Source organism: Nocardiopsis coralliicola, assembly GCF_054779695.1.
Genome location: NZ_BAAGXT010000041.1, coordinates 19764 through 33803, shown reverse-complemented (window position 1 = coordinate 33803; position 14040 = coordinate 19764). Strand labels below are relative to the sequence as shown.

Annotated in this window: 10 protein-coding genes; 3 read left to right on the top strand and 7 right to left on the bottom strand. The window is 74.3% G+C overall.

From position 1 onward, the window contains the following. Positions 1-143 precede the first annotated feature (143 nt). Positions 144-2222, bottom strand: coding sequence for a phosphate acetyltransferase (gene pta, locus ACYVGT_RS22260; protein WP_460861756.1), 2079 nt, complete (start codon positions 2220-2222; stop codon positions 144-146). 300 nt (positions 2223-2522) lie between these two features. On the opposite strand from pta, the gene ACYVGT_RS22255 reads away from it, so the two are divergent. Together ACYVGT_RS22255 and ACYVGT_RS22250 are read left to right on the top strand one after the other, a co-directional pair. After that, positions 2523-3269: a hypothetical protein gene (locus ACYVGT_RS22255; RefSeq protein ID WP_460861754.1), complete on the top strand. Its 747-nt coding sequence runs from the start codon at positions 2523-2525 to the stop codon at positions 3267-3269. 59 nt (positions 3270-3328) lie between these two features. Continuing rightward, entirely contained in the window at positions 3329-3853 is a 525-nt protein-coding gene (locus ACYVGT_RS22250; RefSeq protein WP_460861752.1) for a hypothetical protein, read from the top strand. A 33-nt stretch (positions 3854-3886) separates the two neighbouring features. On the opposite strand, the gene ACYVGT_RS22245 is transcribed toward ACYVGT_RS22250, so the two are convergent. The 5 genes from ACYVGT_RS22245 to dxr form a co-directional block, all read right to left on the bottom strand. After that, positions 3887-4732: a GNAT family N-acetyltransferase gene (locus tag ACYVGT_RS22245; RefSeq protein WP_460861749.1), complete on the bottom strand. Its 846-nt coding sequence runs from the start codon at positions 4730-4732 to the stop codon at positions 3887-3889. A gap of 172 nt (positions 4733-4904) precedes the next feature. Continuing rightward, complete coding sequence (locus ACYVGT_RS22240) at positions 4905-6602, bottom strand: alpha/beta hydrolase (RefSeq protein WP_460861747.1); 1698 nt, start codon at positions 6600-6602, stop codon at positions 4905-4907. A gap of 165 nt (positions 6603-6767) precedes the next feature. After that, positions 6768-7925, bottom strand: a complete 1158-nt coding sequence (gene ispG / locus ACYVGT_RS22235; RefSeq protein ID WP_460861746.1) for a flavodoxin-dependent (E)-4-hydroxy-3-methylbut-2-enyl-diphosphate synthase — start codon at positions 7923-7925, stop codon at positions 6768-6770. 292 nt (positions 7926-8217) lie between these two features. Continuing rightward, positions 8218-9570 (bottom strand): M50 family metallopeptidase, encoded by a 1353-nt coding sequence (locus ACYVGT_RS22230; RefSeq protein WP_460861742.1) that lies wholly within the window; start codon positions 9568-9570, stop codon positions 8218-8220. A gap of 47 nt (positions 9571-9617) precedes the next feature. Beyond that, complete coding sequence (gene dxr / locus ACYVGT_RS22225; RefSeq protein ID WP_460861800.1) at positions 9618-10817, bottom strand: 1-deoxy-D-xylulose-5-phosphate reductoisomerase; 1200 nt, start codon at positions 10815-10817, stop codon at positions 9618-9620. A gap of 237 nt (positions 10818-11054) precedes the next feature. Here dxr and ACYVGT_RS22220 point away from each other — a divergent pair, with 237 nt between their 5' ends. After that, entirely contained in the window at positions 11055-12083 is a 1029-nt protein-coding gene (locus ACYVGT_RS22220) for a trypsin-like serine peptidase (RefSeq protein ID WP_460861739.1), read from the top strand. Positions 12084-12170: 87 nt separating this feature from the next. Here the strand turns inward: ACYVGT_RS22220 and ACYVGT_RS22215 are convergent, their stop codons facing one another. After that, positions 12171-13625: a sodium/glutamate symporter gene (locus ACYVGT_RS22215; protein ID WP_460861737.1), complete on the bottom strand. Its 1455-nt coding sequence runs from the start codon at positions 13623-13625 to the stop codon at positions 12171-12173. Positions 13626-14040: the final 415 nt, after the last annotated feature.

The following is a 14040-nucleotide window of genomic DNA, read 5'->3' as shown; positions in this document are numbered from 1 at the left end:
TGTCCTGCTGCGCGGAGCCCTGGCACGCCCCTCGCGGCGTTCTCCTCTCCGCAACGGGAAGACCCGCCCTGACTCCCTCGCCGGCCGTGCGATGAACGCACCTCCGGCACCGCTCGCGACAGACGCCATCCACCCACCACGCCCTAGCGCGTGCCGCCCTGCGCCTGGACCGCGGTGATGGCGACGGTGTTGACGATGTCCTGCACCGTCGCACCGCGGGACAGGTCGTTGACCGGACTGCGCAGGCCCTGCAGGACCGGGCCGACGGCGATGGCGCCGGCGCTGCGCTGCACCCCCTTGTAGAGGATGTTGCCGGTGTTGAGGTCGGGCACGATGAACACCGTGGCCCGGCCGGCGACCTCGCTGTCGGGAAGCTTGGTGCGCGCCACGCCGGGATCGATGGCGGCGTCGTACTGGATGGGGCCCTCGGCGGGCAGGTCCGGCGCGTGCGCGTGCACCAGGTCGGCCGCCCGGCGCACCTTGTCGACGTCGGCGCCGCTGCCCGACTCCCCCGTCGAATAGGACAGCAGAGCCACCCGGGGGTCCACCCCGAACCGGCGCGCCGTCTGCGCGGAGTCGGCCGCGATCTCGGCGAGCTGCTCGGCCGTCGGGTCGGGCACCACGGCGCAGTCGGCGTAGACCAGCACCCGGTCGGCGAGGAGCATCAGGAACGCGCTGGAGACCAGGCCGCTGCGGAGGATCTCGAAGGAGGGCCGGATGGTCTGCGCGGTGGTGTGCACGGCGCCGGAGACCATGCCGTCGGCCAGGCCGCAGTGCACCATGAGGGTGCCGAAGTAGGAGATCTCCCGGACGGTGTCCCGGGCCAGTTCGGCGGTCACGCCGCGGTGTCCGCGCAGCCGCACGTACTCGTCGGCGAACCGGTCGAGCAGCTCCGGCGCGTTCTCCGGGTCGATGAGCTCGGCGGCCCCGATCCTGAGTCCGAGGTCGTCGGCGCGGGCCGCGATGTCCCGCGGCCGGCCGAGCAGCACCAGGTCGGCGGCGTCCCGGCGGAGCAGCACGTCGGCGGCGCGCAGCACCCGCTCCTCGGTGCCCTCGGGCAGCACGATGCGGCGCCGGTCGGCGCGGGCCCGCTGCAGCAGGGTGTGCTGGAACATGGCCGGGGTGACGACGCTGGAGCGCGCCACCTGGAGCAGCTCCAGCAGCCGCGGACCGTCCACCGAATCGGAGAACGCGGCCAGCGCCGCCTCGATCTTGGGGCCGGCGTCGGGGGCGATGCGGCCGCGCGTGCCGGCGATGCGGGTGGCGGTGTCGAAAGTGCCCAGCTCGGTGGCGATCACCGGCAGCCGGATGTCCATGCCGCTGAGCAGCCGCCAGACCGGTTCGGGCATCTCCGCGCCGCCGGTGAGCACCACTCCGGCCAGGGACGGGAAGTCGGGCGAGGCGTGTGCGGCGCTGACCGCGGGCAGCAGCGCGCTCGCCCGGTCCGACGCCATGATCACCACGCCGTCCGGCTGCAGCCGGTCGAGCAGCCGCGGCAGCGCCATCGCCGCCACCACCGATCCCCCGGTCTCGCGGCTGAGCCGCCGCTCCTCGCCGAACAGCAGCCGCCCGCCGCAGGCTCGGCGCAGGTCGCTGAGGGTGGGCGCGCGCAGCCCCGGCACCTCGGGCAGGACGAAGCCGTCGCCGCCGAGCACACCGCGCAGGCGGTCGGCGTCCGCGGGGTCGGCGCGGTCCACCACGGTCGCCACCGGCGCGGCGTAGGTGCGTTCGGCTTCGGTGCGGGCCAGCGCGACGGCGTCGCGCACGTCGTCCGCGGTGCGGCCGGCCGCCGAGACCAGCAGCAGGACGGGGGTGCCGAGGTCGGCGGCGAGCCGCGCGTTGAACGCGAACTCGGTGGCCGTGGAAACGTCGGTGAAGCCGGTGCCGACCACCACCATCGCCGCGCGGCCGGCGGCGACCGCGTGGTAGGCGTCGACGATGCGCTCGCGCGCCAGCTCGGGATCGGCGCGCGCCTCGGCGTAGGTGGTGCCCACGCAGTCCTCGTAGGCGTCGGCGATGCCGAACCGCTTGCGGAGCGTCTCCACGACGGGGTCGCGGCCGCGGTCCTGCACGACCGGCCGGAACACGCCGACCGAGCGCACACTGCTGGAGAGCAGCTCGGCGACGCCGAGCGCGACGACGGCCTGCTGGCTGTCGCCGCCGGTCGCGGCGATGTACACGCCCCGGGTCATCGGCGCCTCCCGTGCGGCGTCTTCGGTCACCCCCACGCTAATCGGCGCCGCCAACCGCCCGCCTCCGGCGCGCCCGGGAGCGGCCCGCGCCGCCGTCCGGTCCGCTGCCCGCCCGCTCCCGGGCGGGCAGCGGACCGCGGACGGCCCAACGGTGACCTGGGGCCCTGTCGCTGACCGGCGCGGTGTCCGATAATCGGCATCCCGTGCCGGAGCCCCTCCGGCCCGCCGAGCAGCGCCGCTCGGCCGAACCCCGCCCCCCGGCCCCGGGGCACTTCGCACCGCGCCCGGACCCGCGCGCACCGGCCACCGACGCCGCACCGACGGAGCGGTATGGAACTCGAACGCATCGCCCTCGGCATGGTCACCGCCGCACTCCTCCCCTACTCGATCCCCGCCATCCGGCCGCGGCTCTACGCGGCGCTGCCGCTCACCGCGGCCTATGCGCTCTACACCCTGGCCCCGTCGCTGCTGTCGTGGGGGACGCTGGTGCTCCTGCCGGCGTCGGTGGCGGCGTCCTGGGTACTGGGCCGGCTGGCGCGCGGCGACACGCGCACGCAGGGCTCACCGCGCATCCTCAATCCGGACGGCGCGGCGGCCGCGATCTTCGTGCCGCTGGGCCTTGCCGCGGTGCTCGCCGCCGCCGCTGCGCTGGTCAGCGAGGGCGCCGACGCGCTTGCGGCGGCGCGGGCCCTTATCCTGGACGACGCCTATGCAATTGCGCTTTCGGGGTTCCTGATCGCGACGTTCATCGGCGGAGAGGTGGTCACCCACACGCTCCACCCGTTCTACGCCGAACTGAAGAAGGCGGAAGCCGACGAGATGGCCCCCCTTGCCGGGGCCGGCACCGCTATCGGCTGGCTGGAGCGCTCCCTGACCTTCACCTGCACCGTGGCCGGGCGGCCGGAGGCCGTGGCCGTGGTTGTCGCCATCAAGGCGCTGGCGCGCTTCCCCGAGCTGCAGAGCCACCAGAAGCGGTTCGCGGAGTACTTCCTGATCGGCTCGCTGAGCAGCATCGGCTTCGCCCTGGTCACCGCAGCCGCCGTACGCCTCCTCTGGGGCGTGGGTGCACTGGGGTGACTTCGGCCCGGGCCGGAGGGGGAGCCGGACCACCGCTATTGCACCGAAGGAGGCGCGCTGTGCACGGCAGCAACCGCAACCCCGCGCCGCGTGGCGACCGGGACCCCGGCGCAGAGGCAGCTGCGCGGCTGGCGGACCATCCGCTCTTCGCTGAACTCCGCAGGCTGGACCTGCCGGCCGGCGACTACATCATCGCCGGAAGCGGGCCGCTGCTGGCGCACGGGATCCGCCGCGAGATCGGCGACCTCGACGTGGTGCTGCGCGGCAGCGCGTGGCGGCGGGTCAGCCGCCTGGGCCCGGTGGGCACCGCACCGTGGGAGGGCGTGAACCGGGTGATGCTGGCCGGAGGCCGCTTGGAGATGCTCGACGGCTGGTTCCCCTCCCTGTGGGACACCGACGAATTCATCGACGCCCGGACCACGGTGGCCGGGATCCCGTTCGCGCCCCTGGAGCGGGTGCTGCGGTGGAAGCGCAGACTCGGCCGGGCGAAGGACATCGCCGACGTGAACAACCTGATCGAATACCTGGCGGCGACCGCCGACCTCGGGCTGCCCCCGCTGGACGAGATCGGGCCGCTCCGCTGACCTCCCGGCGGCCGGTGCCGCGCAGCGCGGTACTCAGAAGAGGATCGACATGACCTCGCCGACGTCGCGGAAGCCCACCCGGTGGTAGACGGCGCGCGCGGGCACGTTGTAGTCGTTGACGTAGAGCGTGACGCGCGGCGCGATCTCGGCGCGCGCCAGCTCGGCCACCGCGGCCATACCCGCCGCAGCGTGGCCGCGGCCGCGGAGCGCCGGGTCGGTCCATACGCCCTGCACCTGGCAGACGCCGGAGGCGACTGCGCCCACCTCGGCCTTGAAGACCACGCGGCCGTCCTCGATCCGGGCGAACGCGCGGCCGGCGCGCACCAGCTCCTCGACCCGGGCCCGGTAGAGCGCGCCGCCGTCGCCGGCGTCCGGCGGCACGCCGACCTCCTCGGTGAACATGGCCACGCAGGCGGGGAGCAGGACGTCGAGCTCGCCGATGCCGACCCGGCGCACCAGCGGGTCCGGCCGCACGGCCGGATCCGCCGTCAGCTCCATCACCGGCTGGTGCGCCCGGACGGCGCGGGCCGGCCCCCAGACCGGGCCGAGCCGCTCCCACAGGTCGGTGACGGCGCCGACCGGCCCCACGATGGAGGAGCAGCGGCGGCCCCGCCAGCGCGCGTGCTCGGCGAACCGGCGCACCGCGTCCGGGCCGGCCTCGATCGGCACCAGGTTGGCGCCGGCGTAGCAGAGCGCGGTGATGGCGCCGTTCTCGACGTAGCCCCAGACCTCGGCGCCCAGCCGGGCCGGTTCGAGGCCGTGCGAGCGCAGCCGGGCGCTGACGAAGACGTTGCCGACCGGGTCGGCGTCGAGCAGCGCGTGCACGGCCTCGCGGTCGCGGCCGTCGAGCACGCGTACCGCGGGTGAGGTCCGCAGCACTCGCATCACCTCGTCCGCCTCATCCGGCCGCCGCCGCGGCGGGAGCTCCGGGCCGCCCGGGCCCGCGCCCCGGCGGTGCGGAGCGCCGGCACCGTACCGGTCCGAATCCAGACTAATCGAACGGCTGCACCGCCGTGTGCCGCGTTCCGGCACCCGGGCCCTGCCGCGGCCGTCACCGGCCGGGCACCGGCCGCGGTGCGGAGCCGGCGTCGGCCTGCCCGGCGGCCGCGGGCGCCTCGGCCTGCTGGCCGGACTGCGGTTCGCGGCCGCCCCCGTCCGGCTCGGGCAGCGGCGGCGCCTGGCAGACCAGGTCGGCCGCGCCGCCGCCGGCCTCGTCAGGCAGCGTTCCGTCGCGCAGGTAGGCGAGCACGGCGCCGTCCACGCACTCGTCGCCGCCGAAGGAGACGCCGTGGTCGTAGCCGTCCTCCTGCAGCACCAGCCGCCCGCCGGGGAACCGCTCGCGCATGGCGAACGCTCCGTCCTGCGGCGTCGCGCCGTCGCCGGTCGCCTGGATCAGCAGGGCGCCGCCGGTGCCGGAGCCGTCCACCTGGGTCCACGGTCCGGCGTCGCTGGGCCAGAACGCGCACGGCGCGTTGTACCAGATGTTGTTCCAGCCCTGGAAGGGGGCCTCGGCGTGCGCGGCGCGGCCGTCCCGGCTCCACGTCGCCCAGTCCGCGGGCCACGGCGAGTCGGTGCACTCGGTGGCGAGGTAGGCGCCGTATCCGGCGTCGTCGTCCTCGCTGTCGCCGAACCGCTCGTGCAGCCGCACCAGTGCCTCGGGGTCGGCCCCGGACGCGTAGTCGGCGAGGGCGCGGGCCGTGTCCGGCCAGACGGCAGTGGTGTAGGCGGCGGTGATGGCTGCGTTCTCCAGCTCGGTGGGGCCGACGGTCTGGGCGAGGGGCTGTTCCGCCAGTTCGGCGCGGATCGCCTGGTAGGCCGCTTCGACCTCGGCGCCGTCGGTGCCCAGGCCGTAGGCGGCGTCGTGCCGGGCGGCCCAGTCGAAGAAGGCCTTGCCGGCTCCGTCGAGGGCGCGGCTCTGCGCGAGGTTGCTGGCGTACCAGGGCCGGTCCGGGTGGACGACGCTGTCCAGGACCATCCGGTCGACGCGCTCCGGGTAGAGGGTGGCGTAGACGCCGCCCAGCAGCGTCCCGAAGGAGTAGCCGAGGTAGTCGATCTGCTCGGCGCCGACCGCCGCGCGGATCCGGTCCATGTCGGCGGCGATGTCGGTGGTGCGCATGTGGTCGAGCAGCCCGGACGGCGCGGTGCACGCACCGGCGTAGTCCTTGGCCCGGTCGACGAGGTGCGCCTCGTCGGCGCGCGAGGCGGGCACGGTGTCCGGGCGCACCGGCGTGAAGTAGCCCGGGTCGCAGGAGATCCCCGGGGTCGAGGCGCCGCTGCCGCGCGGGTCGAAACCGATGACGTCGTAGTGCTCGCGCAGGTCCGCGGGGAGCGCGCCGGCGGTGTGCGAGGCCCAGATCCGCCCGGGGCTGCCGGGCCCGCCCGGATTGACGAACAGCACACCCTCGCGGGTGCCGGTGGCGGGCACCCGGGACAGCGCGAGCTGCACGGTCGCGGCCTCGTCGCGGGCGGTGCCGGCCTGCTGCGCGCCGGTGTCCATCGGCACGTCCAGGGTGGCGCACTCCGGCTCCGGGCCGTCGCCCGGGTCGAGGTCGCCGCAGGCCCCCCAGTCCAGGCCGGCGCCGGCACCGCGGCCGGCGTCGGCCGCCGGAGCTTCCTGGGCCGGCCGGGCGGGCGCCGCCTCCGCCGCCTCGGCGGCCCCTGCGCCGCCCGGTCCCGCCGGCAGGGCCGGGAGCAGTACCGGAACCAGCAACGCCGCCACCGCGGACCGCGGCACGCGCCCACCCCGCATCGCACTCTCCTCACCGTCAGTAGTGGGGAACATTCTCTCCGGAGTGGGGCCGATGCGGACGGCGCGACACGACGCGGCCGCCGCGGCGGGTGCCGCGGCGGCCGGAGGCACGTCCCGGAGCCCGGAGCGCCGGGCGAGACAGGGAGGGCGGGCAGGCCCGCGGAGTCAGCCGGCGACGGAGACGGACGGCTCGCCCGACTCGGCGCCTTCGTCCTTCATGCCCTCGGCCAGGCGCATGGCCTCGTCGATCAGGGTCTCCACGATCTTGGACTCGGGCACGGTCTTGATGACTTCGCCCTTGACAAAGATCTGGCCCTTGCCGTTGCCGGAGGCGACGCCGAGGTCGGCGTCGCGGGCCTCGCCCGGGCCGTTGACGACGCAGCCCATGACGGCGACGCGCAGCGGCACGTCCAGGCCTTCCAGGCCGGCGGTGACCTCGTCGGCGAGGGTGTAGACGTCGACCTGGGCACGGCCGCAGCTGGGGCAGGAGACGATCTCCAGGCCGCGCTCGCGGAGTCCGAGCGACTCGAGGATCTGGGCGCCGACCTTGACCTCCTCGGCCGGCGGCGCGGACAGCGAGACCCGGATGGTGTCGCCGATGCCCTCGGCGAGGAGCGCCCCGAAGGCCACCGAGGACTTGATGGTGCCCTGGAATGCCGGGCCGGCCTCGGTGACGCCGAGGTGCAGCGGGTAGTCGCAGGCGGCGGCGAGCTGGCGGTAGGCGTTGATCATCACGACGGGGTCGTTGTGCTTGACCGAGATCTTGATGTCGCGGAAGCCGTGCTCCTCGAACAGCGAGCACTCCCACAGCGCCGACTCCGCCAGCGCTTCGGGGGTGGCCTTGCCGTACTTCTCCAGCAGGCGCTTGTCGAGCGAGCCGGCGTTGACGCCGATCCGGATCGGCACGCCGGCGTCCGACGCCTCCTTGGCGATCTCGCCGACCTTGTCGTCGAACTTCTTGATGTTGCCCGGGTTGACCCGGACCGCCGCGCAGCCGGCGTCGATGGCCTGGAAGACGTACTTCGGCTGGAAGTGGATGTCGGCGATGACGGGGATCTGCGACTTCTTGGCGATGATCGGCAGGGCCTCGGCGTCGTCGGCGCTGGGCACGGCCACCCGCACGATCTGGCATCCGCTGGCGGTGAGCTCGGCGATCTGCTGGAGGGTGGCGTTGATGTCGGACGTGACGGTGGTCGTCATGGACTGGACGGACACCGGGGCGTCGCCGCCTACTGGGACGTTGCCGACCATGATCTGCCGGGATTTGCGCCGCTGCGCCAGCGGGCGCGGGCGGGCGACAGGAATGCCAAGATCGACGGTCACGCGGTCTCACCTCGTGGGCCGCCGGGCGGCGCCGGCGGCGTCGGTAGAAGTCTCAAGAAGTCTGGGGTGCAGCTGTCCGGGGCGGCGGTGCTCGGGGCGGTGCCGGGGGCACCGCCGGGGGCACGCGGATCCGCGCCCGCCGCGGACCGGCGAGGGGGAGCCTGGCCGGCACTCGGCCGTCCGCGCGGTGCCCAGCGTACCCGCCGCCGGCGCAGGGCGGTGCCAAAGCGGCAGAAGCCACACTGGCCGGACACCCTGCGGATACCGGCCGTCCCCCGGCCGCTTCCGGCCGCTACTGCATGATGCGGACCGGGTTGATGACGTCGGCGATCAGCAGCATGACGCTGAAGACGAGGAAGCAGGCCACGACCACGTAGGCCACCGGCATCAGCTTCGCCACGTCGAACGGGCCCGGGTCGGGGCGCTTGAACACGCGGGCGAAACCGCGGCGCAGCCACTCCCAGAGCGCGCCCAGCATGTGGCCGCCGTCCAGCGGCAGGATCGGCAGCATGTTGAAGGCGAACAGGAACAGGTTGACGCCGGCGAGCATGTTGAGCATGAACGCGGCCCGGTCCAGCAGCGGGATGGGCTGCGCCAGCACTTCGCCGCCGATCCGGGAGGCGCCCACGATGCCGACCGGGGAGTCGGCACCGCGCTCCTCGCCGAGGAAGGCCGCGCGGAACACGTCGTCCACCTTGGACGGCAGCGCGATCAGGGCCTCCACCACGCCGACGACGGTGTCGCCCATGTAGCGGGCCGAGTCGGCGAATCCGAGCGGGGCGCGCTCGTTGGCGAAGGTGATGCCGAGGAAGCCCGCCTTCTCCGTCTCCGGCACCTGGTAGCCGTCGGCATCGGTGACCGGCTCGCCGTCGGCGCCGGTCTTGACGATGACCTCGCCGTCGGCGTCCCGGGCGACCACGTCGTTCTCGATCAGGTCCGCGGTGACCTCGATCCGCTCGCCGCCGCGCTCGACCGTGAAGTCGGTGGGGCCCATCGCGTCCCGGATGAGGTCGTTGGCGGTCTCCCAGTTCGGCGCGGGCTCGCCGCCGACCGCGACGATGGTGTCGCCGGGGCGCAGGCCGGCCGCCATGGCCGGGCTCTCCGGTGCGTCCGCCGGGCAGTCGGTGCTCGCCGCGGTCGCGGGCAGCACGCATTTGGCGACGGTGTCGACGGTGCTGCTCGGCTGCGGGATGCCGATGCCCATCAGCACGATCACGAACAGGATCGCGGCGAGGACCACGTTCATGCCGGGCCCGGCGAACATGACGATCAGGCGCTTCCACGGCGCGCGCTGGTAGAACTGCCGGTCCTCGTCGCCCGGCTCCATCTCCACCGTGCTGGCTTCGCGGGCATCCTCGATCATCCGGCCGATGCGGCCCAGCGGACGGGCGCCCTCCTTGCGCTTGGCCGGCGGGATCATGCCGACCATGCGCACGTAGCCGCCGAGCGGCACCGCTTTGACGCCGTACTCGGTGTCGCCCTTCACCCGCGACCACAGCGTGGGTCCGAAGCCCACCATGTACTGGGTGCACCGGATGCCGAACATCTTCGCGGTGCTCAAGTGGCCCAGCTCATGCCAGGCGATCGAGAAGAGCAGGCCGAGGAAGAAGAGCACGATCCCCGCGATCGTCAGTGCCAGCTCCAATGTCGCTCCTCACCTCGTGGCAGCCTGCGCCGCCCCGTCACGCGCGCTCAGCGGGTCCGCGCACACAGCTCTCTGGCGCGCGTGCGCGCCCAGGCGTCTGCGGAGCGGACACCGTCCAGGGTCAGTGAGCCGGGTGCCGGGTCCGCCGGACGCTCCGAGACTACCGCCGCCACTGTGTCCACGATCGCGGGAAATGCCAGGCGTCCGCGGAGGAAGGCGTCGACCGCCTCCTCGTTGGCCGCGTTGTAGACGGCCGGGGCGGTGCCGCCCGCGGCGCCGACCTCGCACGCCAGCGCCACCGCCGGGAATGCGGCGCCGTCCAGCGGCTCGAAGGTCCAGGACTGGGCGCGGGTCCAGTCCAGGCCGGGGGCGGCGCCGGCGACCCGGTGCGGCCACGCCATGCCGTAGGCGATCGGGATGCGCATGCTGGGCGGGCTGGCCTGGGCCAGGGTGGAGCCGTCGGTGTAGGTGACCATCGAGTGGACGATGGACTGCGGGTGCACGACGACCTCGATGCGCTCGAAGGGCACGTCGAACAGCAGGTGCGCCTCGATCACCTCCAGGCCCTTGTTCACCAGCGTCGCCGAGTTGACGGTGATGACCGGGCCCATGCTCCAGGTCGGGTGGTTCAGCGCGTCCTCGGGCCGCACGTCCTGCAGGTCGGCGCGGCTGCGGCCGCGGAACGGCCCGCCGCTGGCGGTGACCACGAGCCGCGCCACGTCGCCGCGGGCGGCGTCCACCTGCCCCTGCGCGAGGCTGGTGAGCCGGTCGGCGGGCTGGCGCGGGAAGCACTGGGCGAGCGCGAAGTGCTCGGAGTCGACCGGCACGATCTGCCCGGGCTCGGCGGCATCGCGCACGAGCGGGCCGCCGATGATCAGCGACTCCTTGTTGGCGAGCGCGAGGAGGCGGCCGGCGCGCAGCGCGGCCAGCGTCGACTCCAGGCCGAGCGCCCCGGTCACGCCGTTGAGCACGGTGTCGCAGGGGCGGGTGGCGAGTTCGGCGACGCCCTCCGCACCGGCCAGCACCTCGGCTCCGCAGCCGCGCTCGCGGAGCAGGCGCGCCACCTCGGCGGCAGCGCCCTCGTCGGCGACCGCGACCGCCGCGACACCGAACTCGGCGGCCTGGTCGGCGAGTTCGGCGGGGCGGCCGCCGCCGGCGGCGAGGCCGGCGACCCGGAACCGGCCCGGGGCGCCGCGGACGACGTCGAGGGCCTGGGTGCCGATGGACCCGGTGGAGCCGAGGATCACGACCTCGCGCACGTCAGAGGGCGCGGACTTCTCGAGGAGCTGTTCGGCGATTCGCACCCGGCCATTCTCGCGCACGGCGCGCGGTGCCCGGCTACGGCCGGGGGCGCGGGAACGGCCAGGCCCTGACCGGGTGCGGGCGCCACCGATCCAGATTCGGTCCCCGATCTTTCCGCGCCACGCCACTCCGAAACTCAAAGTACGGACACGGCTACACTCCGTGTGGCAGGATCGCTGCCCATGACATCGTCCCTTGTCCGCGCGGCGATCGCGCCCCTCGCGGCGGCCGCCATCGCGGCGTCGGCCGCCGGCGCCGCCGCAGAGAGCCCGCCCCCGCAGCCGACCGAGCCCCGGCAGGAAACGGTCAGGCACACCGCGTCCGAAACCCCGGAGGACGTCCTCGCCTACTGGACCGGCGCGCGCATGGCGGCCGCCGAGCCGATCGAGCGCGTCCTCGGCGGCGTACTGGCACCCCCGGGGCAGGACGGCGCACCGGAGGCGCCGCAGGACGGGGCCGCACCGGAGGGTGCGGCGGGCGCCTCCCCCGAGCCGCGGCCCGACACGCACTCCCAGGCCGCGGCGGGAGACACCGCCGGCAGCCGGTGGTCCGGCGGCGGCAAGGTCGCCCGCACCACCGGCCGCGTCTTCCTCTCGATGGACGGCCGCGACTTCACCTGCTCGGCCTCCACCGTCCCGGCCGGCAACCGCGCCACCGTCGTCACCGCGGGCCACTGCCTGAAGGACGGCACCGGCGCGTGGGCGTCCAACTGGGTGTTCGTGCCCGGGTACCGCGACGGCGAGGCCCCGCACGGCAAGTTCGCCGCGCGGGAGATGCTGGTGACGCCGGAGTGGTCCGGCAAGGGTGACGACAGCCACGACTTCGGCGCGGCCGTGCTGGAGCCGAACGGCGCGGGCGAACAGGTCCGCGAGGCGGTCGGTGCGCAGCGGATCGCATTCTCCGGGGAGGGCGCGGCCTCGGTGCACGCCTTCGGCTACCCGTCCCGGCCGCCCTACGACGGCACCGCGCTCTACTACTGCGCCGGGCCGACGACCGCCGACGACGGCGGAACGACGGCGCGCGGGATGGACTGCGACATGACCGAGGGCTCCAGCGGCGGCCCGTGGTTCTCCGGCTTCGACGCCGGGGAAGGCACCGGAACACTGGTGTCGGTGGTCAGCTTCAAGTACGCCGACAAGGACGGCGTCCAGTACGGGCCGGTCCTCGGCGCCAGCGAGAAGGGCGTCTACGAGGACGCGGCCGCCCTCTGACCGCGGGCGCCGGGCCCGTCCGGCGCGATCGCCCGCGGGCGGCGGAACCGGTCCGGCTCCGCCGCCCGCGGGCGCTGCCACCCGGGGTCAGCGGTCGGCCGGCGCCTCCGCCCGCTCGCCGGACGCGGCGCGGGCGGCCCTGCGGCGCAGCACCACCAGGCCGAAGAACATCGCCACCGCCATCGTGGCCGCCATCATCCCCAGGAAGCCCCACGGGCCGACCTGCGGGCTCACGATCAGCGGGATCGCGGCGGCGGTGATCAGGCCGCCGCCGAAGAACGGCTCGAAGACGAGCTGCTTGTAGCCGAACGCCGAGTAGGCCGGAGTCTTGAGCTCGGGGTCGACCACGCGCATCAGGACCATGCCGGTGGCGGTTACGCCAAGGGACTGCCCGAACTCGCCGATACCGCGCTCGAACCAGTGCGAGGGCATCATCCGCGGCGCCAGCACCAGGAAGGCGAACAGGCACCACAGGATGCCCGCCACCGCGAGGAGCGCGAACGGCGCGAAGTTGTCGGCGATCGACTGGAGGGACAGCGTCGCCATCGCGGCGATGATCAGCACGTCCAGCGAGAAGCCCTGCACCCGGGCGACGGTCTGCTCGTCCAGCACCCGCTTGCGGTCGAAGCGGTCGGCGACCGCCTGGACGATGATGCCGCCGATCATGGCCAGCGGGAACAGCGGGACGTAGGCCATGATCTCGATGGCGTCGGCCCAGAGCAGCTGCTCCAGCGCCTGCAGGCCCATCAGGATGAGCTGGCCCAGCAGCACCGCGAGCGCGATGAGCCCGAAGTGCAGGGTGAGCGGGTCCAGTGACGAGGGATGGACCGTCATCGTCGCGCCCGGCGCGCGGTTGCCCTGCTCGATGAGGCCGGCCTGCTCGTCGTCGGTGCCGCGGTCCTCGGAACTGAGCACCGTGGTCTTCTTGGTGCGCACCCCCCAGTTGATCAGGATGATGCCGACCACGATGCCGGTGAGGAGGCCGACGGTGGCCATGCCCACCGCGAGGTCCTGGCCCTCGGCCCAGCCGACGCGCTGGAAGGTGTCGCCGAGGCCGGCGGCGGTGCCGTGCCCGCCGAGGAAGCCGATCTCGATCAGCGCGCCGGACAGCGCCGGCAGGTTGAACAGCGGCACGATGACGATCAGCGCCAGCAGCAGGCCGATCACGTACTGGCCGCTGGCCACGGTGACGCCGAAGGCGATGTTGGGGCCGGCGAGCTTCGCCGCCTGGCGCATCTTCGGCAGCGGCTTGCCGAGGAAGAGCCCGGCGAACACGACCGAGATCAGCAGGCCGGGCAGCGCGGCCCACACCTCCATCACCGCGGTACCGAACAGGCCGCCCTCCGCGAACCGGTCGGTGCCGGCCCACGCAGCGATCCGGCCCAGCACATCCGGCCCGAGCAGCAGGGCGATCGCGCCGCCGATGATCGACACCGGCAGGTAGAGGGTCTGCATCAGCCGCCATTTGACGCGGATGTACTTGGCGGCCAGCAGCAGCACTCCCAGCAGCAGGAGCGCGAGCCCGACGGTGTTCGGCGACATCACTACCTCTCCGTTGAACGATGCTCACCCGGCGTGGCCGCCTGCGGGCGGCACGCAGCACGTGACCGCCTCAGGCACCGCCCGCACGGGCAGGGATCTGCAGGGGGGGGAGGGGGGTGCGCACGGAGTCCGTGCGACCGGTCGCCAGGGGCGCCGGGACCGTGCCCGCGGGCACGGAGGAAGGGGCATGGGCACCGCCACCCCGCCCGGCCCGGGGTCGAACCGGACGCCGGGAGCAGAGTGCGGCTCAGCACCTCGAACAGGGTGCCACGCCACATCTACTGCTGGGTAACCCGCGGGGGCCGCCGCCGGCCGCGCACTGCAGCCGGCGGCGGCCCCCGCAGCGCGCTGAACCCGCGAAATCCCCGCTCATGGCGGCGTCCGCGGCGCGCGGCGGCGGGCCGCGAAGCGCCCG